Annotated in this window: 23 protein-coding genes; 12 read left to right on the forward strand and 11 right to left on the reverse strand. The window is 69.2% G+C overall.

The genetic code is table 11. The features are described from left to right. The 3 genes from LY40_RS18910 (at position 1) to LY40_RS18920 (ending at position 2895) form a co-directional block, all read left to right on the forward strand. Entirely contained in the window at positions 1-450 is a 450-nt protein-coding gene (locus LY40_RS18910; protein WP_258937667.1) for a MaoC family dehydratase, read from the forward strand. Positions 451-899: 449 nt separating this feature from the next. Beyond that, complete coding sequence (locus LY40_RS18915; RefSeq protein WP_258937668.1) at positions 900-2276, forward strand: L-serine ammonia-lyase; 1377 nt, start codon at positions 900-902, stop codon at positions 2274-2276. A 346-nt stretch (positions 2277-2622) separates the two neighbouring features. Then, positions 2623-2895, forward strand: a complete 273-nt coding sequence (locus LY40_RS18920; protein ID WP_183784451.1) for a DUF4242 domain-containing protein — start codon at positions 2623-2625, stop codon at positions 2893-2895. Positions 2896-3211: 316 nt separating this feature from the next. Here the strand turns inward: LY40_RS18920 and LY40_RS18925 are convergent, their stop codons facing one another. Both LY40_RS18925 and LY40_RS18930 read right to left on the reverse strand, forming a co-directional pair. Next, complete coding sequence (locus tag LY40_RS18925) at positions 3212-4597, reverse strand: MFS transporter (RefSeq protein WP_258937669.1); 1386 nt, start codon at positions 4595-4597, stop codon at positions 3212-3214. After that, positions 4594-5820 (reverse strand): M20 metallopeptidase family protein, encoded by a 1227-nt coding sequence (locus LY40_RS18930; protein ID WP_258937670.1) that lies wholly within the window; start codon positions 5818-5820, stop codon positions 4594-4596. Before LY40_RS18930 ends, LY40_RS18925 begins: the two co-directional genes overlap by 4 nt. 103 nt (positions 5821-5923) lie before the next feature. Between LY40_RS18930 and LY40_RS18935 the strand changes: the two genes are divergently transcribed. Then, positions 5924-6982 carry an Lrp/AsnC family transcriptional regulator gene (locus LY40_RS18935; RefSeq protein ID WP_221212776.1) on the forward strand — a complete coding sequence of 353 codons (1059 nt, stop codon included), beginning with the start codon at positions 5924-5926 and terminating at the stop codon, positions 6980-6982. Positions 6983-7085: 103 nt separating this feature from the next. On the opposite strand, the gene LY40_RS18940 is transcribed toward LY40_RS18935, so the two are convergent. Together LY40_RS18940 and LY40_RS18945 are read right to left on the reverse strand one after the other, a co-directional pair. Continuing rightward, positions 7086-8009, reverse strand: a complete 924-nt coding sequence (locus LY40_RS18940) for a hydroxymethylglutaryl-CoA lyase (RefSeq protein ID WP_258937671.1) — start codon at positions 8007-8009, stop codon at positions 7086-7088. A gap of 1 nt (position 8010) precedes the next feature. Continuing rightward, positions 8011-9246 carry a CaiB/BaiF CoA transferase family protein gene (locus LY40_RS18945; protein WP_258937672.1) on the reverse strand — a complete coding sequence of 412 codons (1236 nt, stop codon included), beginning with the start codon at positions 9244-9246 and terminating at the stop codon, positions 8011-8013. Between the two features lie 157 nt (positions 9247-9403). Here LY40_RS18945 and LY40_RS18950 point away from each other — a divergent pair, with 157 nt between their 5' ends. From LY40_RS18950 to LY40_RS18965, 4 genes are all read left to right on the forward strand, one after another. Then, a complete protein-coding gene (locus tag LY40_RS18950) occupies positions 9404-10225 on the forward strand; it encodes an IclR family transcriptional regulator (RefSeq protein ID WP_258937673.1) in 822 nt (273 codons plus the stop codon). Positions 10226-10467: 242 nt separating this feature from the next. After that, the gene (locus tag LY40_RS18955) at positions 10468-10758 is read left to right on the forward strand and encodes a hypothetical protein (protein WP_183784460.1); all 291 of its coding nucleotides are present in this window, start codon (positions 10468-10470) and stop codon (positions 10756-10758) included. Beyond that, positions 10746-12245, forward strand: coding sequence for a sodium:solute symporter family protein (locus LY40_RS18960; protein ID WP_183784462.1), 1500 nt, complete (start codon positions 10746-10748; stop codon positions 12243-12245). The genes LY40_RS18955 and LY40_RS18960 overlap by 13 nt, the downstream gene beginning before the upstream one ends. 238 nt (positions 12246-12483) lie before the next feature. Beyond that, positions 12484-13131 carry a TrmH family RNA methyltransferase gene (locus LY40_RS18965; RefSeq protein ID WP_258937674.1) on the forward strand — a complete coding sequence of 216 codons (648 nt, stop codon included), beginning with the start codon at positions 12484-12486 and terminating at the stop codon, positions 13129-13131. Between the two features lie 44 nt (positions 13132-13175). Here LY40_RS18965 and LY40_RS18970 read toward each other — a convergent pair whose 3' ends face one another. The 7 genes from LY40_RS18970 to LY40_RS19000 form a co-directional block, all read right to left on the reverse strand. Continuing rightward, the gene (locus tag LY40_RS18970; protein WP_258937675.1) at positions 13176-13781 is read right to left on the reverse strand and encodes a response regulator; all 606 of its coding nucleotides are present in this window, start codon (positions 13779-13781) and stop codon (positions 13176-13178) included. Then, entirely contained in the window at positions 13778-14845 is a 1068-nt protein-coding gene (locus LY40_RS18975) for a sensor histidine kinase (RefSeq protein WP_258937676.1), read from the reverse strand. Before LY40_RS18975 ends, LY40_RS18970 begins: the two co-directional genes overlap by 4 nt. Before the next feature lie 36 nt (positions 14846-14881). Beyond that, positions 14882-15685, reverse strand: a complete 804-nt coding sequence (locus LY40_RS18980; protein ID WP_258937677.1) for an ABC transporter permease — start codon at positions 15683-15685, stop codon at positions 14882-14884. Continuing rightward, the gene (locus LY40_RS18985; RefSeq protein WP_258937678.1) at positions 15682-16638 is read right to left on the reverse strand and encodes an ABC transporter ATP-binding protein; all 957 of its coding nucleotides are present in this window, start codon (positions 16636-16638) and stop codon (positions 15682-15684) included. Before LY40_RS18985 ends, LY40_RS18980 begins: the two co-directional genes overlap by 4 nt. 77 nt (positions 16639-16715) lie before the next feature. Next, positions 16716-17594: a slipin family protein gene (locus LY40_RS18990; RefSeq protein WP_183784470.1), complete on the reverse strand. Its 879-nt coding sequence runs from the start codon at positions 17592-17594 to the stop codon at positions 16716-16718. 130 nt (positions 17595-17724) lie between these two features. Next, the gene (locus LY40_RS18995) at positions 17725-18498 is read right to left on the reverse strand and encodes a LamB/YcsF family protein (RefSeq protein ID WP_258937679.1); all 774 of its coding nucleotides are present in this window, start codon (positions 18496-18498) and stop codon (positions 17725-17727) included. A 235-nt stretch (positions 18499-18733) separates the two neighbouring features. Further along, positions 18734-20176, reverse strand: a complete 1443-nt coding sequence (locus tag LY40_RS19000) for a PucR family transcriptional regulator (RefSeq protein ID WP_258937680.1) — start codon at positions 20174-20176, stop codon at positions 18734-18736. Positions 20177-20297: 121 nt separating this feature from the next. On the opposite strand from LY40_RS19000, the gene LY40_RS19005 reads away from it, so the two are divergent. Genes LY40_RS19005 through LY40_RS19020 form a run of 4 tightly spaced genes read left to right on the forward strand, consistent with a single transcriptional unit; the run spans position 20298 to position 23766 of the window. Continuing rightward, positions 20298-21197 (forward strand): 5-oxoprolinase subunit B family protein, encoded by a 900-nt coding sequence (locus tag LY40_RS19005; RefSeq protein WP_183784477.1) that lies wholly within the window; start codon positions 20298-20300, stop codon positions 21195-21197. Then, positions 21194-22171 carry a 5-oxoprolinase subunit C family protein gene (locus tag LY40_RS19010; protein WP_258937681.1) on the forward strand — a complete coding sequence of 326 codons (978 nt, stop codon included), beginning with the start codon at positions 21194-21196 and terminating at the stop codon, positions 22169-22171. Before LY40_RS19005 ends, LY40_RS19010 begins: the two co-directional genes overlap by 4 nt. Positions 22172-22186: 15 nt before the next feature. After that, entirely contained in the window at positions 22187-22426 is a 240-nt protein-coding gene (locus LY40_RS19015) for an acetyl-CoA carboxylase (RefSeq protein ID WP_258937682.1), read from the forward strand. Further along, positions 22423-23766: an acetyl-CoA carboxylase biotin carboxylase subunit gene (locus LY40_RS19020; protein ID WP_258937683.1), complete on the forward strand. Its 1344-nt coding sequence runs from the start codon at positions 22423-22425 to the stop codon at positions 23764-23766. Before LY40_RS19015 ends, LY40_RS19020 begins: the two co-directional genes overlap by 4 nt. Positions 23767-23803 lie beyond the last annotated feature (37 nt).

Raw genomic sequence — 23803 nt, forward strand, 5'->3', positions numbered from 1 at the left:
ATGTCCGCTGTGTGGCCGAACGGCAAGCCAGAGGTGGGTTCCAGCGCGGAGCTGTCCCGTCGGGTGAGTCCGAACGACATCCCCCTGTTCACCGAGCTGAGCGGCGATCGCAACCCGCTGCATTACGACGAGGCCGCTGCCGAGTCGTCCCGTTTCGGCGAGATCGTGGTGCAGGGCGGGATCACCAGTGCCGTCCTCAACGCGGTGGTCGCCGAGAAACTGCCCGGCCCGGGGACGGTCTTTCTGAGCGTATCGTGGAACTTCACGGCCCCGGTCCGGCCGGGCGACACGATCACGGGCCGCGTCGAGGTGACCGAGGTCAGGGATGACAAGCCGATCACGAAGCTGGTCACGCAGGTGACCCGCGACGACGGGACCACGGCACTGGAAGGCACCGCCGTGTGCTGGACGATGGCGATGCCGGAGTGGCGAGGCGGTGATGATGTCTGATCGGCGAGTGGTGCTGCTCTCGGCGGCGCGCACGCCGGTCGGCCGGTTCGGGGGAGGCTGCGTTCGATCGACGCCACAGACCGCGCGGGAAACCTTGTGCCCGACCAGATCGTGCTCGGCATGAAGAACGACCGCTGGTCGGGGGGACCCTGTGAGTTCGGCAAGAAGCGGCGGCTCGTTTCCCCGCACTGACACGCTCATCCACCGCCCCTAGGTTCGTTGGTGTCCGTCGCGGAGGCCAATGAGGCCAGCCGGAGGCGCATGTCGACGCGAATCCTGTGTGGGTGCCCGACGCGGAGGCTGTGGCGCGATGCCGGTGTCAGGTTCCGAGAGCGTGTCGGCATCCAGCTGCCGATGTGCGTGAGGCCGTGGTCGCATCTCTGGGTGCGCGAAGATCGCGGCTGTCGCCGTGCTGGCGATCGGGTGAGGAGGCGTTGTTGAATACCCCCATGAACGTCAGCGTGGTCGATCTGTTCAGCATCGGCATCGGGCCTTCCAGTTCGCACACGGTGGGCCCGATGCGGGCCGCCGGACGGTTCGTCACGGCGTTGGCCGACGACGGTCTGCTCACCCGGACGGCTCGCGTACAGGTCGAGCTCTTCGGTTCACTGGCCGCGACCGGGCTCGGCCACAGCACCGACCGGGCGGTACTGCTCGGCCTGGCCGGCCAGGATCCCGAGACGGTCGAGCCGGACCGGGCCGCCGCGGTGGTGACCCTGGTGCGCCAGCAGGGACAACTCGACCTGCTCGGCACCGAACGGATCGGCTTCGAGATCGACCGTGACCTGGTCATGCTCGCCCGCGAGACGTTGCCGCGGCATCCCAACGGCATGCGGTTCACCGCATACACCGCAGGCGGGGACGCGGTGCACGAGGCGACGATGTACTCCGTCGGCGGCGGTTTCGTGGTGGAGGGCGGCTCCGAGGACGACGCCGGTGGGGATTCCGCCGAGGCCGACGCGCCGCCCTACCCCTTCGCCTCCGGGGGTGAACTGCTCGGGTGGTGCGCTACCCAGCAGCTGCCGATGAGCGCGGTGATGCTGGCCAACGAGTGCGCCCTTCGCTCGGAGGCCGACGTGCTCGCTCACCTCGACCGGGTCTGGTCGGTGATGCAGGACTGCGTCGATGCCGGCTGCGCGACGGAGGGAACCCTCCCCGGCGGGCTGGCCGTACGCCGGCGGGCGCCGCAGCTGTACCGGCGGCTCACCGACGAGGGCGCGGACCGTGATCCGCTACGCGTCGTGGACTGGATCAACCTGTTCGCTCTCGCCGTCAACGAGGAGAACGCCGGGGGCGGGCGGGTCGTGACCGCACCGACCAACGGCGCGGCCGGCATCATTCCCGCGGTGCTGCACTACTACGTGCGGTTCTGCGACGGTGCGGACGCCGGCGGCGTACGCCGATTCCTGCTTGCCGCCGGCGCGGTCGGCAGCCTCTACAAGCGCAACGCGTCGATATCCGGTGCCGAGGTCGGTTGTCAGGGTGAGGTCGGCTCGGCCTCGTCGATGGCGGCGGCCGGGCTGTGCGAGGTGCTCGGCGGTACCCCGCGCCAGGTCGAGAACGCGGCCGAGATCGCGATGGAACACAACCTCGGGTTGACCTGCGACCCGGTGGCAGGTCTGGTTCAGGTCCCGTGCATCGAGCGCAACGCGATGGCCGCGGTCAAGGCCGTCAACGCCGCCCGGCTCGCCCTCAACGGCGACGGTGAACACCGGGTCTCCTTGGACCAGGTCATCGCCACCATGCGCCAGACCGGTGCCGACATGGCCTCGCAGTACAAGGAGACCTCGCTCGGCGGCCTCGCCGTCAACGTCATCGAGTGCTGACGGCCGGCGAACCTTGCGCTGCGGCGAACCCGTCGCCACGTCGTCGACACCGTGCGGTGCGGCCTCATCCGCGGCCTCTTTCCGCGGTTTTCCCGCCGAATCCCAGCCGGCAGGGACGAACGATGCCGCGGCCCGCGGAAAGATCCCTCCTCCGAGCCGAGTTCGGCGTGCCGGAGCAGATAAACGCTCATGGGCCGGGGCCTGCCCGCTCGGGCAGGTCGGGGCGACCGTTCGGTCGGTTACGACATCCGCCGCGCCGATTAACGTTCACAGTTGCCGCGTGTCACAAGCCCGGCACGGGGAGGAATCACGGACATCGGACGTCACCGAGACCGGAGGAGCCGCCATGGGTCGCTACGTTGTGGAGCGGACACTGCCCGGAGCGGGAAAACTGACCGACCAGGAGCTGCGTGACGTCTCGGCGAAGTCGAACGAGGTGCTCGCCGAGATGGGAGAGGACGTGAGCTGGGTCGAGTCGTACGTGACCGACGACAAGCTCTACTGCGTCTACGACGCGACTGATCCCGAACTGATCGAAGAACACGCCAGGCGCGGCGGTTTTCCCTGCGACCAGGTCGCTCCGGTACGCGGGGTCATCAACCCGGGAACCGGATCCTGAGGCAGCGCCCGGGTTTCCCCGCCGCGGCGCGTGTCACCGGCATGCCGCGCCCGGTCTCACGATGGGTGGTGCGGTTGCCGTGGTGGTGACTGCCGTTCGAGGCGGCCGGGTCCTCCCGGCCGCGTTCGGTGAACGGGGTCGTACGGGGAGACGATCAGCCCTAGCCGGGTCCGCCGAACGGACCGTCGAGCGATCAGCGATACCGGCGGTCGGTCCTCCCGGGACAACTCGGCGATCCCGGGAGAACCGAGCCCTCCCGGGATCGCCGACGCACGCAGTCTTCCACCGCCGGATTCCTCGCGGAATCAGCCGTCCCTCACCGCGTACCGGCGTGAGCGGGCACGGCCGACTTGCGTCGACCGTGGGCACCGACGTCGTCGCTGCTCAGGTCGATGCCGCGGGTCTCGGGAAGGGTGAACAGCACCAGGATGGTGATCACCATCAGTCCCATCGCGTAGAACAGGAACAGCGAAGGGTTTCCGAGGTCGGCGAACAGCGTCTGCAGATAAGGCGCGGTGCCGCCGAAGGCCGCCACCGCGATCGCGTACGGGAGCCCCAGGCCTACCGCCCGGATCCTGGTCGGGAACATCTCGGCGTAGATCGCCGGTGCGATCGACGAGAACCCGCCCATCAGCAGCAGCGCGATCGACATGGCCAGGAACAGTTGCCAGGCTTGGTCGCCGAGCAGCGCATCCAGCGGAATCGAGGTGACCAGCAGCCCGCCGGACGCGATGAACAGCACCGGCTTGCGGCCGATCCGGTCCGAGAGCATGCCCCACAACGGCAGGGAGATCAGGAAGAGGACCTGGGCGCCCACTCCGGCCCAGAGCGCGCTGGTCGGATCGATGCCGTGCACCGAAATCGCGTAGGACGGCGCGGAGATCGCCCACACGTAGTAGAGAACGGTGGCGCCGACGGTCATCCCGATCACCTGGAACAGCAGTTTCGGGTGCTGTTTGATGGTGTCCCACATCCGGCCCTTGGGCTCCGCCGAGTTTTCCTCGTCGTTCTCGGCGAGGAATACCTCGGTCTCCCGCATCCGCAGCCGCACGTAGAGCGAGTAGAGCCCGAAGACACCGCCGAGGATGAACGGCACCCGCCAGCCGTAGCTGTACATCTGCTCCTGTGTGAGCACCCCGGAGAGCAGCGCTCCGAGCAGGGTTCCGGCGAGCACGCCGCACGTGCCGGAGAAGTAGATCAGGCTCGACCAGAGGCCGCGGCGCTTCCGGGGCGCGACCTCGGCGATGTAGGTCTGCGCCGCCGGCAGTTCACCGCCGTGCGCGAGGCCCTGGCCCAGTCGCGCGAGCAGTAGCAGTGCCGAGGCGCCGAGCCCGATCTGCTCGTACGTCGGCGACAGTCCGATCACCAGGCTGCCGCCTGCCGCCAACGCCAGGCACAGCGCCATCGAGACCTGGCGGCCCTTGCGGTCGGCGATCCAGCCGAACACGAAGCCGCCGAGCGGGCGGGCTGCGAAGCCGACCGCGAAGACGGCCAGCGTGCTCAACAGCGCCGAGACCGAGTCCTCGTTGTTGAAGAACTGCCCGGCGAAGAACGAGGCGAAGGTGGCGTAGACGGTCCAGTCGAACCATTCCATGGCGTTGCCTGCGCCGAGGCCGAACAGGGTACGGGCGCGGTCGGGCACGGTGTCGTCGTCGGTTTCGGTGACGTGTCCGCCGGTGGGGGAGACGGGGGAGTCGGTCATCGCGGTGCTCCTTCGGTGAAGCGGTCCAGCCGGCGGATCGCGAGCTCGGCGTAGACGGTGGCCGCGCGGGAGAGCGTGGCCGGGTCGAATGTTGCGTGTGGACTGTGGTTGTTCGGGGCGTCGGCCGGGTCGAGGCCGGGCATGGTGGCGCCGAGACCGAGGAACGCGCCGGGAACTTCGTCGAGCACTCGGGAGAAGTCCTCCGACCCGGCCACCGGGGTCGGCAACTCGGTGTAGTGCACCTCGCCGATCGCCTCGCGGATCACGCCTGCGGCGAAGCCGGCCTCGTCGGCGTCGTTGACGGTCACCGGGTACTCGGCGTCGAACCGGATGTCGGCGGTGACGCCGTGGGAGCGGGCAACGCCGCCGAGGGTCTCGTTGATCATCTCGTCGAGCCGGGCGATCGTCTCGGTGGAGAAGCACCGCACGGTCGCCTCGAACTCGGCGTGGTCGGGGATGACGTTGCGGGCGGTCCCGGCGCGGAGCACCCCGACGGAGATGACGACCGGATCGAAGATGTCGAAGCGCCGGGTCACCATGGTCTGCAGGGCGCCGACCATGTCGGCCGCAGCCGTCACCGGGTCCTGGGCGCGGTGCGGCATGGAACCGTGCCCGCCCGCGCCGTGGACCACGACGCGCAGCCGGTTCGACGCCGACAGGATCGGGCCGGGGCGGCCGGCCAACTGGCCGCTCGGCAGCGTCGAGGAGAACACGTGGAGGGCGTACGCCGCGTCGGCCCGGCGGCCTGCGGAGTCCAGGACGCCTTCGTCGATCATCACCGCGGCGCCGTCGTAGCCTTCCTCGCCGGGCTGGAACATCAGCACCACGTCGCCGTCGATCCGGTCGCGGTGGCTGTGGAGCAGCCGCGCGGCACCGACCAACGAGGTGGTGTGCAGATCGTGCCCGCAGGCATGCATTGCGCCGTTGCGGGAGGCGAACTCCAGGTCGGTTGCTTCTGCCACGGGCAAGGCGTCCATGTCGGCGCGCAGCAGCACCGTCCTCGGGTCAGCCGCGTCCCGGCGCGGACCCGTGCCGCGCAGCACCGCGGTGACCGAGGTGGTCTTGTCCCCTGTGGTGACCTCGAGGCCGAGGCCGTCCAGCTCGCTGAGCACCTTCTCCTGGGTGCGGGGCAGGTCGAGCCCGACCTCGGGTTCGCGGTGCAGTTCGCGGCGAAGGCGTTCGAGCTCGTCTTGCTGGCCTCGTGCGTCGTCGTGGAGATCCACGGTGTCGCGCTCCTCGTTCGTCGGTGGACGGGGTGCCCTCGAGTGTGAGAATCCACGTCGTAAGGAACGTAAAATCGATGGATCCGCTCACTGATGGAGAGGTTTGGGAGAGAAAGTGGACGCGCATCTCGATGAAGAGGACTTTTCGCTCATCCACGCTCTCCAGGTGCGGCCGCGGGCCACCTGGACCCAGCTCGGATCCGTGTTGGACGTCGCGCCGGTGACACTGGCGCGTCGGTGGGAGCGGCTGCGCAACGACGGCAGCGCGTGGGTGACCGCCTATCCGCGGGTGAGCGTGTACTACGAGCTCCGCGTCGCCTACGTGGAGCTGCGGTGCGCCAGCGGGCAGGTGCGACAGCTGGTCGAGGAACTCGTCCGATGGCCGGCGGTCATGACCATCGAGGAGTCTTCTCGGGAATACAGCCTGGTGCTCACCCTCTTCGGGCGCGGGATGGCCGAGCTCTCCGCACTGCTGCTCGACCAACTCCCCAGCCTTCCCGGGGTCCTCAACACCCGTTCCCATCTGGCCGCGCGTATGCATCTGGAGGGGAGTAGCTGGCGGGTGGGTGCGCTGGACAAGGCGCGCGTCCAGGCACTGACGACCCTTCCGGCCTCCGGCGGGGGCCAGGGCGGAGCGGATCGACCGGCGAGCGTGACGCCCTGGGAGCGGCCGTACGCCGACCTAGCCGAGGCCTTGGGAATGGACGGGCGCCGGAACGCGGCACAGCTGGCCCGGCTTGTCGGGCGTCCGGTCGCGACCGTGCGGCGCCAGCTCGGCCGGCTCCTCGCCGCCGACGCGACCACGTTCCGATGCGAGATCGCTCAGGGACACACCCCATCGCCGATCGTGCACAACTGGTGGTGCCGGGTGCCGGTCGGGCACGTCCCCGGATGCGTCAACCAGCTCCGGACGCTGTCGACGGTGCGGCAGATCGTCAGCCTGCCCGGTCCGGCCAACCTGTTGGTGACCACCTGGATGCGCTCGATCGAGGAGTCGATGCAGATGCAGGAGTACCTGGAGCAGGACCTGGCGCCGTTGACGGTGGTGGAATCGGCGCTCGTGTTGCGTACGCCGAAGCGGCTCGGCTGGGTGCTGGACGAGCACGGCCGTGCGAAGTCGTACGTCGCGCCGTTCGTCCGGCCGGAGCCCGGCGGTGGCTGACGCGACCGGGAGTGCGCGGGGGTCCTCATTGCGTGGAGCCGATACCTCCACGTGCGGTCACGTCTGCGGATATCTGACAACGACAGTGGATTCGGCGGTCATGTCATGTGGCACCCACGCCGCGCAACGGCCGGGGCACGGGTGCCGCGGGTACGGCCGCCAGGGCCGAGTCGAGTTCGCGGCCGACCGCCGTGCGTAGCTGCGTTCGAGCTTCGGTGAGTGCAGCCGGGTCGATTCCGGTGTCGACGCCGTCGTGGTGGAACAGGTTGACCAGGTCGTCGGTGGCGATGTTGCCCGCTGCGCCGGGAGCGAACGGGCAGCCGCCGATCCCGCCGACGGCGGCGTCGAACCTGCGGATGCCCGCTCGGTGGGCTTCACGGGCGTTCACCAGTGCCATGCCGTAGGTGTTGTGCAGGTGCAAGCCCAGCTCCAGCTCGGGGTAGGCGTCCTGGACCGTGGCGATCGTGCGGCAGACCTGGGCCGGGTGCGCGGCGCCGATGGTGTCGGCCAGGTGGATCCGCTCGGCCCCCATCTCGAGGAGCTCGCCGACCACGTGTGACACCCGCGCAGGGTCGGTATCGCCGTCGAACGGGCACACGAATGCGGTCGCGACGGCTGCTTCCACCCGGACACCGGCGGTGGTGAGCGTCCTCGCGCACCGCTCCAACCGTTCCAGCGCCCGTGCCGTGGCGGCGCCGGTGTTGGCCTGGCTGTGCCCGTCACTGGCCGAGACGGTGAGTCTCACGCTGTCCACTCCACACGCCACCGCTCGCTCGGCACCGGCCGAGTTGAAGGCCAGAGCGTGCAGCGCCACACCGGGAACGGCGCCGAGAGCGGTGACGACCTCGTCGGTGTCGGCCATCGACGGGACCCGGTCGGGGCGCACGAAGGCGCCGATCTCGAGCGAGGTGAACCCGGCCTCCACCAGCAGCCGGGCGAGTTGCACCTTGGTGGACGTCGGCACGATCCCGGGTTCGTTCTGCAACCCGTCGCGCAGCGCCGTCTCGGTGATGAGTACATCGGCCACGTCAGATCACTCCCGCCGCACGAAGTTCGTCCTGTTCGGACTCCTCGATGCCGATTCCCGCCAGGATTTCGGCGGTGTGACGGCCGAGTTCGGGGCCGAGCCACCGGGTTCCACCCGGCGTCCCCGCGAGCTTCGGCACGACACCGGGTACCGAGATGTCGGTGCTGTGCTCGTCGTCGATGGGTACGGTGTGCTGTTCGTGCATGCCCCGCGCCGTGTAATGGGGGTCGTTCACGATCTCCTGTGCGGTGTAGATGGGTCCACAAGGGACTGACGCGGAGCGGAGCTCGTCGAGTGCGCCCGCCAGGTCGCGCTGCCCGGTCCACGCCGCGATGGCGTCGTCGACCTCCTCGACGTGGGCCACCCTCCCGCGGTTGTCCTGCAGTCGTGGATCGTCGGCCAGGTCCGGCCGTTCGATCAGGTGCATGAGGCGATGGAAGATGCCGTCGTTGTTGCCGCCGATCACGATGTGCTTCCCGTCGGAGCAGAGATAACTGTTCGACGGGACCACCCCGGGAATGGTGCTGCCGGACGGGCCGCGTTCCACGCCGAAGGCCTCGAACTCCGGTACCAGCGATTCGGTCAGGCTGTAGACGGCCTCGTAGAGCGCGACGTCGACGATCTCCGCACCGGAGCCGCCGCGATGGCGCCGCAACAGTGTCATCAGGGTGCCGATGACGGCGTAGAGCCCGGCGACGGAGTCGGCCAGGCTCACTCCCACCCGTACCGGTGGCATGCCCGGATAGCCGGTGAGGTGGCGCAGGCCGCCCACGGCTTCGGCGACACCGCCGAAGCCGGGTTGATCCCGGTACGGTCCGGTTTGGCCGTACCCCGACACCCTGGTCACCACCAGCTCCGGATTGATCTCGTGCAGCCGGTCGGGGCCGAGGCCCCACTGTTCCAGGGTTCCCGGCCGGAAGTTCTCCAACAGAACGTCGGACCGCCGGGCCAGTCGCAGCGCGATGTCGCGGCCCTGTTCGGTACGCAGGTCGAGGGTCACGGACTTCTTGTTCCTGCCCAGAACCCGGAACAACAGGGACGTGTCCGCCCCGTGCTGCCGCCAACTGCGCAGTTCGTCGCCGGTACCCGGGCGTTCGATCTTGATCACCTCGGCGCCGAAATCGGCGAGCAACCGACCGGCCGACGGTGCGGCGATGAAGTTGCCCATCTCCAGCACGGTGATACCGGCGAGCGGACCCGACCGGGAATCGGATTGCGACGTTGCGGAGTCGTCCATCGGACCACCCTTCCGAGCGTCGTGCTCACAATGTGGGTTGTTGAATTAGAATGCAGGTTGCTTCTGGGTGTCAATGGGAGTGGGCGACGTCGTCGTTCGTCATGGCAATCCCACATTGCGGTACGGTCGGCACCGCAGCCCATGGGGAGGAGAGTCCGTGACCGACGCCGCGAACGCGCCCGAGGACCCCGGCGGGACGGACTCCGGCGGAACGGAGACCTCCGCAGGCTCGGCGCGCCCGATCCTGGTGCTGCAGAAGCTTCGACGGATCTTCGAATGCTTCACGCTCGACGAACCCGAGCTCGGACTGCGCGAGATCGTCAACCGCACCGGGCTGCCGCCGAGCACGTGTCAGCGGCTGGTCCAGAACCTCGTCAGTGAGGGCTTTCTGAGCAAGGACGGCGATGTCTACCGCATCGGGCTCGGGATGGTGCGCTGGGCCGCGCCCGGCACATACGGGCTGGACCTCGTCAAGCTCGCCGGTCCGGTTCTGGAGGAGCTGCGCGATGCCGCCGGTGAGACCTCTTTCCTGCAGGTGCGCGACGGCCCCCATCGCACCATCGTGTCGCTCTCGGAGGTCCGGAACGTGGTGATCCGGCGGTTCATGGTCGGGATGGTCATGCCGCTGCACGTCGGCTCGGCGGGCAAGGTGTTTCTCGCGCACGACCCGGACGCGTGGCGCGACGCCATCGACAGCGGGCTGCGGAGTCCCGAGGACAACCGGGTCGTGTCGCTGGAAGACCTGCAGCGTGAAGTGGCCGAGGTTCGCGAAGCCGGCTACTCGGCGACGTTCGAGGAGCGCGCCGCCGGCGCCGGTTCGCTGAGCGCTCCGGTCTTCGACATGGCGGGCACCATCGCCGCGGCTGTCGGAATCGGTGCACCGATCCAACGTTTCACCGAGGCCGACGCCGAACGGATCGCACCACTGGTGATCAGCGCAGCGAAGCGGCTGTCGGCGAGCATCGGCTATCGCGAGTAGTCCCGCATTGTGGACGCGGCCGTCGACGTTGCGAGAAGATTGCGCCTTGACTACAGGTCCCGATCGCCGCATGCTAACCCCCTACATCATGGAGTGCTAGCTCACATCGCGGGCTAGTCGTCGGCAGTAACGCGGTGGCGTCGGTTGCGAGGTCACGTTCGACGTTCCGCGTGACCCGTAGTGCAGGACTGTGATGGATCCGCCCGCCGGACAGCGTCAGTCCGAGCAGGAGAGGAGTCCTTGTGTCTCAATCGGCCCCATCGCGGCGGAGGGAGCCGATCCGTAATCCGTGGATCTGGATCGGCCTCCTCGCGATCGTTCTGGTGGGCATCCCGTGGTATCTACCGCCGGGAACGCTGCACCCGCTCGTGTTCGGGTTGCCCGTGTGGACGCTGGTCGCGGTGGCGTCGTCGATCGGGGTGTGCGGCTTCCTGCACTGGGCCCTGTCCAAGCACTGGAACCTGGTGGAAGACGCCGAGGAAGCCGACACCGCGGAGGCATCGACGGACGGGAGCGAGTCGTGGAGAACCTGACCTTCGGCGGCTGGACGGGGATCGGCGTCCTGCTGGGTTTCGCCGTTCTCATGTTGCTCATCGGCTACTTCTCCGGCCGTCGCCAGCCGAATATGCGGCACAGCATGAAGAATTACTACCTGGCCGGGGGCAATCTCGGCGTCCTGGTGTTGTTCTTCACGCTCTACGCCACGCAGTACAGCGGGAACACGGTCATCGGCTACGCGCCCCAGGCCTACCGAGTGGGATTCCCCTGGTGGCAGTCGGTCACGTTCTTCACCGTGGTGATGGCCGGATACCTGTTGTTCGCGCCGCGCCTGTACGCGGTGGCGAAGAAGCACTCCTTCATCACGCCGACCGATTGGGTTCGGCACCGGTTCTCGTCCCCCGCGGTCGCGTTGCTCGCCACCGTGCTCATGCTGTGGGGACTGGCCAGCTACCTGCTCGAACAGCTCATCGCCATGGGTCAGGCGATCTCGGGCCTGACCGGTGACACCGTGCCGTACCAGGTCGGTGTACTGGTGTTCGTCTTCGTGATGCTGATCTACTCGTGGATGGGCGGAATGCGGGCGGTGGCGCTGACCGACGTGATGCAGGGGATCGCCCTGCTGGTCGGTATCGTCGCCCTGCTGATCGGCGGCTTCGTGCTCGCGGGCGGATCCTGGTCCGAGACCACGCAGTATCTGGTGGAGCAGCGGCCGGATGCGGTCGCCGTTCCGCCACTGGAAGAGTCGGTGAACTGGTTCTCGATGATTCTGCTCGTGGGCATCGGTATCGCGATGTATCCGCACGCGATCCAGCGGATCTACTCGGCGCGCAGCGAACGGACCCTCAAACGTTCGTTGAAGCGGATGGTCTGGATGCCGCTGATCACCGCCGGTGCGGTCTTCTGCGTCGGACTGCTGTCCACGCAGATCTTCCCCGGGCTGTCCGACGACGAGTCGGAGCAACTCGTCGGCAGGCTCACCAATGCGGTGGCCGGTATCAACCCGGTGTTCTACGTCGTGATGCTGCTGTTCGTCGGTGGCATTGTCGCGGCCATCGTGTCGACATCGGATTCGGCGTTGCTGAGCTTCTCGTCCCTCGTGTCCAAGGACCTCTACGCCCGGTATGCCAAACGAGAGATCGGTGAGCATCGGCAGGTGATCATCGGCAAGGGTGTCGGGGTCGTGGTGGTGTTCGCTCTCCTCCTGCTCGCCTGGAACCCGCCCGCCACCCTCGTCGAGATCTTCGTGCTCAAGATCGAGCTGCTCGTGCAGCTGGCTCCGGCTTTCGTTCTGGGGCTGTACTGGCGACGGCTCGCCTCCGGCCCGGTGTTCTGGGGGATGGCAGCCGGCGCCGTCCTCGCGAGCACGATGACGCTCACCGGAGTGGAAACGCTCTACGGGGTGCACGGTGGACTCATCGGCCTGGTGCTCAACCTGGCGATCTGCGTGGTCGGCAGTCTGCTCGTCCGTCAGTCGCCCAGTGAGGCGAAGGCCGGCGAGTCCGTCGCGGAAGCGGTGTAGACCGAGCCGACAGACCGCGTCTCGCCGGCCCGTGAGGGAACCGTTCGCTCATGGGCCGGCGACATGTCGCTCCGGTCGGGACACCGCAGCCGGCCGGCGACCATCGCCGGCCGGCTGCGGCGACCGTCTGCCGATGGCGCTCGTCCGGGGTCCGCAACTCCGGAGCGAGCCCCTGCAGCCCAAGGGTGTCGACGACGCCGGAGAGTCCGGGGCAGCGGCCTGCTAGCGTTCCTGTGCCGTGAGTACTCCCGGACAGCCCGACACGCACGATCATCCCAGCGCTCCTGCACGGCTCGGCACCCCGGCGGAGGCGCCCGACACGTCCACCCAGCATGACTCCCGTGGCGGGGTCGGCGCCGCGGACCCGTGCGGCACCTCCGGTGAACACCATGAACGCCGCATCGTCGTGGTCGCGCACAACCTGCGCTCGGCGCACAACGTCGGTTCGTTGCTGCGGACCGGGGAGGTCTTCGCCGTGGACACGGTGCACATCACCGGGTTCACCCCGTACCCGCAGCATCCGGGCGACGAACGAGACCCCGTGGTGGCGGCACGGCAGACGCGCAGGCTCGCCAAGGCCGCCGCGGGCGCGGAACGGACCATGCCGCTGCAGCGGCACGACGACGTCCACACCCTGCTCGACTCGCTGCGCGGTGAGGGTTACACGATCGCCGGCCTGGAGATCGACCCGAACGCCGTGATCCTGGGCGACTACTCGCCCGGGGCGAAGGTCGCCCTGGTGCTGGGGGACGAGGTGCGCGGCATCGACCCGGACCTCCGGTCCCGGTGCGACCTGCTGCTGCAGATCCCCATGTACGGGCAGAAGAGCTCGCTCAACGTGAGTGTTGCGGCAGGAATCGCGTTGTACGCACTGCGCGCGACGTGACCGTGCGAACGGCCGCCCCCTGCCCGGCCGTTCGCACGGTCACGTCAGATCCACCCCCGATCGCGGGCAAGCCGCGCCGCGGCGTAGCGGTTCTCCGCCTCGGTCTTACCGATGGCCGAGGAGAGGTGGTTGCGCACCGTACCGGGGGACAGGTGCAGCTGCGCGGCGACGGTGCGCACCGACGCACCGTCGGCGGCTGCACGCAGCACCTCCCGTTCGCGGTCGGTGAGGGGGTCGATGCCTCCCGCGAGGGAATCGGCCGCCAGCGCGGGATCGACCACTCGCTCCCCGCCGGCCACGCGGCGCACGACCTGCGCGAGCTGGTCCGCGGGGGTGTCCTTGACGACGAACCCGGCTGCCCCGGCCTCCATGGCCCTGCGCAGGTATCCCGGCCTGCCGAAGGTGGTCACGATCAGGCACCGGCAGGGCGATCCCGACGCGGTCACCGCCGCGGTCGCATCGATCCCGTCGCCGCCCGCCATCTCGATGTCGATCAGCGCGACATCGGGTTCGTGCTCGGTCACCGCGCGCAGCACCTGGTCGCCGCGCCCGACCTCCGCGACGACGTCGAGGTCGCGCTCCAACGACAGCAGAGCGGCCAGACCGCCGCGGACCAGATCCTGGTCGTCGGCGAGAAGCAGTCGAATCACGCGCGGCCCACCTCCAACACCGTTCCGGGGCGCTCGTCATCGTCACAGCGCGACGACAGGGTCAGCCACGCCCCGGCCGTCGACGCCCGTTCCCGCAGTCCGCGGAGCCCCGAGCCGCCGCCGCGGGGTTCGTCGCCGGTGCCGACGCCGTCGTCCTCGACCCGCAACCGTCCCGGCCGGACGCTGACGCGGCAGGTCGAGGCCTGCGAATGACGGACCACGTTGGTCACCGCTTCCCGCAGTGCCCAGGCGAAGAGCTCCGCGTCCGCCCCCTCGACGGCGTGCACGTCGACGTCGGCCGTGATCCCGGCGGCCGCCAGCACCTCCCGCGCCGTCTCCGCCTCCGAGGCCAGCAACGGCGTGCGCAGCCGCGCCACGGTCGAGCGCACCTGCCCGAGCGATTCGCGGGCCAGCGAGTCGATGCGGTCGATCTCCTCCCGTGCCCGCTCCGGGTCGATGTCGATCATCCTCCTGGCCAGCTGCGCGCGGATGGACAGCACGGTCAGCGAATGCCCGAGCACGTCGTGGACGTCACGGGCGATGGCGTCGCGCTGAGCGGCATGGCGCAACTCCTCCTCGGTGTCGAGCTGCCGGTGTTCGTGGTGGTCCGCCAGGCGGATGACCACGATGAACACCACACCGAGCCCCGTGCCGAAGGTGGGCCACCACGTGTCGGCGAACGGCAGCGCGATCACGCAGGCGGCCGCCCACACCGCGACGCCGCTGACCAGCCCGGACCGCAGCGGGAGGCTGAACACCAACGCCGCGGTGAGGAAGGTGGCGAACGTGACCGCCGTGTACCCGGCTGCGGGCACGGTTGCGGCGGCCAGGATCGCCAGTACGACGATTCGGACGATGATCCGGCGTCGCACCTGCGCGGCGTTGCCGTCCTCGGCGTCGTGCCAGAACACCCCCAGATAGACCACGACGAAGCACGCCGTGGCGGCGAGCGCGAGCAGCCGCAGGCCCCCCGTGGCCTCCGACGTGGCGATGGAGGTCACGGGGATGGCGAGGAACACCAGCCATACCCCTGCGTACAACAACCGGAAGATGCGCATCCCCATGACCCCGATCCTGCCCGATGCCCGTCGCGTCCGGTATCAGTGCCGGGTGGTTCGCCGGCGCTGCAGCAACAGGCACGCGACGGCGAACACGACGGTCCACGTGGCGACGTTCGCCAGCACCATCCACAGTGGATCGCTGCCGGACGTTCCGCCCATGGAGACGAGGTCGCCCCCGGTGAGCGGATAGCGGGCCAGTGCGACGATCCCGTACATCGGGGTGAATCGGCCGATGTCGAGCAGCACCCCGTCCAGTGGTGTGAACGCGTTGCCCAGAAAACTGAAGATCACCAGCAACCCGGTCGCCGCTCCGACGGCGGCGTCGGACCGGAAGCTCAACCCGACCGCCAGGCCGTAGAAGGCGAACGGGAGCGATCCGGCGATCGTCAGCCCGACGGTGGCCAGCCAGACGCCCGGTGGCATGTCGGCCACCGTGAAGATCCCGGCCAGGTTGAGGACCAGCACCGGCAGCGCCGCGATCGCCACGGCGATCGCGGCCTTGGCGACGATGAAAGCCCCGTGCGGCATGGCCGTCAGCGCGAGCTGCCTGCCCCAGCCCTGCTGGATCTCGAGCGCCGCCGATCCGGCCATCGACGTCGTGGCCATGGCCGCGCCGTACGAGGCGATGGCGATCATGGTCCAGGCGCTGACGTTGCCCACGCCCACCGGTTCGCCGGACCAGTCCATCGAAGCGCCGAAGAACAGGAACAGCGCGGTGGGCAGGACGATCACGAAGAAGCTGTTGCCGATGTTGCGCAGGTTCCGCCAGAAGTCCATGGCGATGTACCTGCCCAGGCTGTAGCCGCCCCGGACGTGGTTGTGCGGGCTTGTCGCGGTCGTCATGCCGAGACCTCCTCGGGGGCGGCGGTCGCCGGGCGTTCGGTGTCGCCCGTGTCGGTGGATTCCTCGGTGAGCAGGCGGAACGCCTCCTCGAGACTGGCCGGCCGCACGGTGAGACCGTGTGCGTCCGTGCTCGTGAGCAGATGCCGGGCGAGTTCATCGGGCCGTTCGGTGCGGAAGGTGATCCGGGCCCCCTCCCGGGTCGTTCGGATCACGAACGGCAGCCGCTCGAGCTCGTCGGCCGCCGGGTCCCAGGTCACCGTCACGTACGCGGCACCTGCTCGGGCCCGCACCTCGTCGGTGGGTCCGTCGGCGAGCACACGGCCGCTGTTCATCAGCACCGTCCGGCGTGCGAACTGCTCTGCCTCCTCCAGGTAGTGGGTGGCGAAGATGACCGTGATGCCCTCGTCCGCCTGTGCTCGCATCCGGTCCCAGAACTCGTGCCGCGCGGAGACGTCCATTCCCGCCGTGGGCTCGTCGAGCACGATGATTTCCGGGCGGGGAAGCAGCGCGAGCGCGAAGCGCAGTCGCTGCTGCTGGCCGCCCGAGCACTTGCCGACCTGCCGTGAGGCGAACGGCCGTACGCCCGCGATGTCGATGACCTCGTCGACGTCGGCCGGATCGGCGTGCAGCGCGGCGATCATCCGCACCGTTTCGGCTGCGGTCAGATCGGGCAGCAGCCCTCCGGTCTGGAGCAGCGCGGAGAGCCTGCCGGTCTGCACGGCGGCCCGCGGCGGCTGGCCACCGACGCTGACGTCGCCGGATCGGGCGGTGGTGAGTCCCAGCAGGATGTCGAGCAGCGTCGTCTTGCCTGCTCCGTTGGGGCCCAGCAGGGCGAGTACTTCTCCGCGCGCTACCTCGAGGTCGACCCCGTCGACGGCGCGGATGTGGCCGCCGGTGCCGTCGGGGAACGACATGTGCACGTTCCGGGCGGAGATGACGGATTCCTGAACCATGCTCCGCAGTCTTGCCGGTGCCGCGGCGGTGGTCCTAGGGCCGGCGTCATCGATGCCCCGTGACAGATGTCAGGGGGTCACGTCGTGCGTTCGGGAGAACGGTTGTCCGTCCTGTCGAGCTCGCCGTCGGCTCCGTCGTTCCGGCCGCTCGCGTCGCGTTCGGTGCGTGCCTGCTGCGGGACGTCCGCGCCGTGCCCGCGGTTGCCCGTGGACTTGCTGTCGAGGAACTGAAGCAGTTCGACGGGGAAGGGCAACACGAGCGTGGAGTTCTTCTCCGCCGCGACCTCCACCACGGTCTCCAGCAGGCGCAGTTGCAGGGCCGCGGGAGTGTCGGCCATTCGTTCGGCCGCCTCGGCCAACTTCTCCGAGGCCTGCAGCTCGCCTTCGGCGGCGATCACTCGGCCCCGGCGTTCGCGCTCGGCCTCCGCCTGCCGTGACATGGCGCGTTTCATCGTCTCGGGCAGTGCGACGTCCTTGATCTCCACGCGATCGATGTGGATGCCCCAGCCCAGAGCCGGGCTGTCGATCATCAGCTCGAGCCCTTCGTTGAGCCGTTGCCGGTTGGACAACAGGTCGTCGAGACTGCTCTCCCCGATGATCCTGCGCAGGCTCGCCTGCGCGACCTGCAGCATCGCGAACCGGTAATTCTCGACGCCGACGATCGCCTGTACCGGATCGACCACCTTGAAGTAGACGACGGCATCGACGCGCACGGTCACGTTGTCGCGGGTGATGCCGTCCTGACCCGGTACGGGCAGCGTCACGATCTGCATGTTGACCTTGGTCATACGATCGACGCCGGGTACGAGCAGCCTGATACCGGGCTCGGTGGGTGCGCGGAGCACCCTGCCGAAGCGGAAGACGAGCCCACGCTCGTACTGCCGTACGATCCGGACGCTCGCCGCGAGTCCGACGGCGCCGACGATTCCTATCGCGCTCAGGATCTCGATCCACATGGCGGCTCCCCGGTCGGTGAACCCCTGTCGGTCGATGATACGCCCGTTGTGCAAGGAGACGCTGCCCGCGCGATGCGCCGGGACCGGCCGACGTTGCGAACCGCCGGTCCGACGCCGATCTCGGACCGTGTCACCCCTTCCGAGCGGCGACGACGTCGTGCATCGTCGCCGTGGCCACCCCGTGCTGCTCGAACCGTGCACGGATCGCCCTGGCGATGTCGGGGGAGTTCGGACGATCGCCGTGCAGGCAGATCGTGTCGGCGTCGACGTCGATCGCCTTGCCGTTGACCGAGGTGACACCGCCGCGCAGGACGTCGATGGCCTGCTGGGCGCAGACGTCGGGGTCCTTGGCCTCCGGAACGGGTTCGATGATGATGTGCCCGTTGTCGTCGTAGTCGAGGTCGGCGAAGGCCTCGCGGGCGACCGGATAGCCGTCGGCGAGCACCCGCTGTGCGGTGGGCCCGGCCAGCAGGACGAGCAGGACGTTCGGATCGGCCTTCGTGACGGATTCGGCTACGGCGGCGGCCACGTCCGGGTCACGCAATGTCAGCCCGTAGAGCGCGCCGTGCGGTTTGACGTGGGCGATGGGGACGCCTGCTTCGTCGGCGAAGGCGCGCAGCGCACCGTACTGGTACAGGCAGGCGTCGGCGGCTTCGGCGGGGCTCAGCGCCATGGCACGGCGGCCGAATCCGGCGAGGTCGGGGAAGCCGGGGTGCGCACCGAGTGCGACACCGTTGGACACGGCCAGTTCCACCGACCGGCGCATGGTCCCCGGATCGCCCGCGTGCCAGCCGCAGGCGACGTTGACGGAACTGACCTGGGGAAGCAGCGCGGCGTCGTTCCCGAGTTTCCATCGGCCGAAGCTCTCGCCTGCGTCCGCGTTGAGGTCGATGACTGTCTTCATGGCCTGTCCTTTCACGTCGGGAACGGGCAACGGTAGGTCTTCCGCGGCCGGTGTGGGAATGGACGTTCTGGCCAATTGTCGCTGTGCTGACGCGACAATGCGCGGCGCGAGATGCAGCACCGCCCGCGGAACCGGCAGGTCGCGGTGGCCTCCGCACCGGCGCGCAGGTGCGGAGGCCGCGCCACCGTTCCGGGCTACTTCGCCGCCGCCGACGCGGCACCGGACCGCCCCGCCGTTAGGCCACGAGCCGGATGGCCAGCCAGAGCTGTGCGCGGACGTCGGGTGAGTCCACATTGCAGTCCAGCAGTGCGGCCACCTTGCTCATCCGGTGCCGGAGCGTGTGGCGGTGCACGCCGAGTTCCGCCGCAGCGGGGTCCCAGTGGCCGTGGTGGGCGAGCCAGCTGCGCAGCGACCGCACCAGCTCACCGCGCTGCCCGGCGTCGTGGTCGTACAACGGGCGCAGCATCGCCTCGGCGCGGGTGACGACGCCCTGGTCGGCGACGTCACGCAGCAGCCCGACGCCGAGGTCGTCGAACCGGACCACCGCCGTGCCGCGGCGGGTGGCCTCGGAGAGGGCCTGCCTGGCCTGCCGGTAGGCGGCCGACAGCCCGTCCAACCCGGTCGGCGGCGACACGCCCAGGTGGCGTGCGGACGGCAACTGTTGCGACGCGGACGCCACGGCGATCAGCTCGCCGTCGAGCTCCCCGGCCAGCAGGTCCGATGAGGCGCCGCCGTCCACCAGGGTGGGGGAGTGACCCGATCCGGCGAGAACCACGACGGGTTCGTCGGGCAGTCTCATGCCGAGCGGGTCGGCGAGTTCGTCGAAGGCTGTGCGGTGTCCCGTGAGCAGCAGTTTCAACGCCGTGGTGCGCAAGCGTGTATCGGCAGTGGTCCGGGTCCGGATCAAGGCGATGGACAGCAACGAGGCGGCTGCGTGCGTGATGTGGTGATCGGTCGAGCCGAAGGCGTGTTCCCTGCCGACGACGAGGAAACCCGCCAGCTTGTGCCCGCCGCCCAGGGAATGAGCGGCGACGTGTCCGCCGTCGGCGGACAACCCGATGCTGGAGGGCAGGCGTGCGGCGCGCAGCCGGTCGAGGTCGGGGGCCAGGGCCGGTACGTGCTCGGCGGCAGCCGCGGGCTCCGCCTGCGTCACGGTTCCGTCGGGGCTCAGGAGCACCGCCCAGCAGGCGAGTTCGGTGGCCAGCCTGCCGATCAGCCCGCCCAGGTCCTCGCCGTGCACGGCCGCGGTCGTGAGCGCGTTGCGAGCCGTCTCGAAGCGCCGCGCCTCGGCGCTGCGGGTGTCCGCCAGCGCTTGCGAGACGGCTTTGCTGATCTCGATGAACGGCGTGTGGTGCGGGACCTCGAGTACCGGCAGGTGGGCCGCCTCGGCCGCCGCCAGCAGCGGTTTCGGGATCTCGTCGTGTCCGAGTTGGATCCCGAAACCGAGCCCCGACAGCCCGGCCGCGGCGAGCCTGCCGACGTAGGCGGCCTGCCCGTCCTCGGTCTCCGGCAGTGCGATGCCGGTGGTCAGCAGCAGTTCGCTGCCGGAAAGGAACTGGGTGGGATCGGTGAGCTCGCTGGCGTGGACCCACGAGATGGGGCGGTCCGCACCGGCGCTGCCCGCGCGGAGCGTGAGTCCGAGCTGTGGATTGCCGGTCAGATCGCTCGCCGTGGGCATAACCAGCGGTTTTACACATTCTGTCCAGTGCCGCGGAGCCGTTTTGTACAGAGTTTCACTGGCGGAGGGTGGCCACAGCGGGCACAGTGTTGTGATCGCCGACACATTGGGAGGCGTGGTGATGACCGAGAAGATCCAACTGCCACCTGCGCGTTACGAGTACGGCGGGGACGAGTTCGTGTTCGTCGAGCTGGACCAGGCGATGAGCCTGGAGGCGAACTTCGCGGGGATGGCCGTGACCAATGCGCTGCGCGAGGAGGCCATCGAAGGGGTTGTCGACATCTGCCCGTCGAATGCCTCCTACATGGTTCAGGTCGACCCCGACCGCCTCGACCCGCGTGAACTGGTCGAGGAGTTGCGCCGGCTCGAGTCCACGGTCGGGACGCTGCCCGACGACTACGTGCTCAAGACCCGGGTGGTGGACGTCCCGGTCCTGTTCAACGACCCGTGGACACACGAGACGCTCATGCGGTTCCGGGACCGGCACCAGGACCCCGAGGCCACCGACCTGGAATACGCGGCGCGCATCAACGGCTTCGACAGCGTGCAGGGCGTGATCGACGCGATGACGAGTGCGCCGTGGATCGTCACGATGCTGGGCTTCGTGCCGGGACTGCCGTTCTGCTACCAGCTGGTGCCGAGGGACCGGCAGATCCAGGTACCGAAATACGTCCGGCCCCGCACCGACACCCCGGAACGCACGTTCGGGTTCGGCGGTGCCTTCGCGGTGGTCTACCCGGTGCGTGGCGCAGGCGGCTACCAGATGTTCGGCATGGCGCCCGCTCCGGTGTTCGACCTGTCGCAGAGCCTTCCCGACTTCGCCGACGACATCAGCTTCCCCAACGCGAACGACGTGCTGCGCTACCGGGCGATCGACATGGCCGAGTTCGAGTCGACCCGTTCCGAGGTGGAGAGCGGCACGTTCCGCTACCGCATTCGTGAGGTCGAGTTCGAGCCGGCCTCGCTGCTGGCCGACCCCGACGCGGTCAATCGCGAGCTGCTGGAGGTGCTGTACCGATGAGCGAGCTGCTGGTGCGAGCCGGTGGCCTGTACACGACGGTGCAGGACACGGGCAGGTTCGGCTATTACCACATGGGGATGCCGCCCTCCGGTGCGATGGACGTCTACTCGGCGGTCGTGGCCAACATGCTGGTGGGCAACCCGGACGGTGCCGGGGTGCTGGAAGGCACCTACGTGGGCCCGACGCTGGAGTTCACCGACGACCGAGTGGTGGCCGTGACCGGTGCCGACGTGCCGGTGACGGTCAACGACGAACCCGTCGAGCCGTGGACGGCGATCCGCGTCGGACCCGGTGACGTGCTGGGGTTCGCCATGATCCGCGCGGGCTGCCGGGTGTACGTCGCCGTGAGTGGAGGCATCGACGTGCCGGTGTACCTGGGTTCGCGGTCGACGTACACGTTGACCGGGATCGGCGGGCACCAGGGCCGCAAGCTCGTCGACGACGAGACGCTGCCGCTGGGATCGGGCGACGGATCGGCCCGCCCCGGCGCAGTCGTGCCCGAGGAGCTCCGTCCCGAGCTGGCCGGCCCGGCGGAACTGCGCACGGTCATCGGGCTGTGCTCCTACCGGTTGACCGAGGACGCGCTGGCCTCGTTCCTCGGTACCGACTGGAAGGTCACCAAGGACGCCGACCGTGTGGGGTACCGGTTGCGGGGCGGCAAGCTCGACTTCACCGACCGCGAGCAGCCGTTCGGTGCGGGCAGCGACCCGGCCAACGTCGTCGACCTCGGCTACCCGGTCGGTTCGATCCAGGTACCGGGCGGTGACGAGCCGATCGTCCTGCTGAACGACGCCGTGACCGGCGGCGGCTACGCGACCATCGGGACGGTGATCTCGGTCGACCGGGACCGCATCGCGCAGACGAAGACCGGTGACGTCGTGCGGTTCACCTCGGTGGACCTGGACACGGCGTTGGCGGCCAGGCGGGACCGCCGCGAGCGGATCGAACGGGTCCGCCGCGAGATCGCACGCTAGGGAGGCAGCGACACGATGACGACGATCAAAGCTCAGATGCCGGGCGTGTTCTACCGGCGGCCCGCGCCGGAGAAGCCCGTCTACGTCGACGACGGCGAGGAGATCAGCCAGGGACAGACCATCGCCCTGATCGAGGTGATGAAGACGTTCAACGAGGTCAAGGCCGACGAATCGGGAACGGTGGCCGAGTTCCTCGTGGAGGACGGCGACGAGGTCGACGTGGGGCAGGACATCGTGCGGCTGGGTGAGGTATGAGGCGCGTCCTGGTGGCCAACCGGGGTGAGATCGCGGTCCGCATCATCCGGGCCGCGCACGCCGCCGGTCTGGAGACCGTCGCCGTCTACTCCGATGCGGATGCGCAGGGCCGGTGGGTGCAGTTGGCCGACACCGCCGTGCACATCGGCAAATCGGCCGCGGCGAAGTCGTATCTGAACTCGGCGGCCCTCGTCGAGGCGGCCGTGTCGACCGGTGCGGACGCGGTGCACCCCGGGTACGGGTTCCTGTCCGAACGTCCGGGTGCCGCCAAGGAGTTCGCCGATGCAGGTCTGACGTTCGTCGGTCCCGCGGTGTCGACGATCGAGATGATGGGCGACAAGGCTGCGGCACGGGACGCGGCCAAGCGGGCCGGGGTGCCGGTCGTGCCCGGCAGCGGCGCGGTCGGCGATGTCGACGAGGCACTCGCGGCGGCCGAGGACGTCGGTTATCCGGTGCTCGTCAAGGCGGCAGCCGGTGGCGGAGGCCGGGGCATCCGGCCCGTGGCGTCTCGCGACGAGCTGGCCGAAGTGCTGCCCGCCGCGCAGGCCGAGGCCCGGTCGGCGTTCAGCGACGACACCGTCTACCTGGAACGGGCCATCGACGGCGCCCGCCACATCGAGGTCCAGATCCTCGCCGACCACGCGGGCAACGTGGTGCACACGTTCGAACGGGACTGTTCGGTGCAGCGGCGCCGGCAGAAGCTCATCGAGGAAGCCCCGGCCCCCGGGCTGGCGGCCGAAACGCGCGCGAGCATCAACGACGCGGCGGTGCGGCTGGCGCGCCAGGTCGGCTACGTGGGTGCGGGAACCGTCGAGTTCCTGCTGACACCGTCTGGGGAGTTCTTCTTCATCGAAATGAACACCCGCATCCAGGTGGAACATCCCATCAGCGAGGCCATCACCGGGGTCGATCTGGTGAGCGAGCAGCTGCGCATCGCGGCGGGGGAGCCGGTCTCCTTCTCCCAGGACGAGGTGCAGATCCGCGGTGCCGCGGTGGAGCTGCGCATCAACGCCGAGGATCCGGACAACCGGTTCCAGCCCACGCCGGGCGATCTGTCCAGGTTGGATCTGCCGGGAGGGCCCGGGGTTCGGGTGGACACCGGTTTCGTCGCAGGCGATCGGATCAGCCCGTTCTACGACTCGATGATCGCCAAGCTGATCTGTTCCGGTCCCGACCGGGACACCGCCTTTGCGCGCGGCCGCCAGGCGCTCGCCGAACTGCGGGTGGAGGGTGTCCCCACGACGGTGTCGATGCACCGGCGGCTCCTCGACGAGCCCGACCTCCGTGCGGGGGCGGTGCACACGAAGTGGCTGGAGGAACTGTTGCCGGACTCGACGTAGCGACACCGGCGCCGGCGTGTCCGTTGTGGACCGCCGC

It is taken from the genome of Prauserella salsuginis (genome assembly GCF_024648885.1).
Taxonomy (GTDB): domain Bacteria; phylum Actinomycetota; class Actinomycetes; order Mycobacteriales; family Pseudonocardiaceae; genus Prauserella; species Prauserella salsuginis.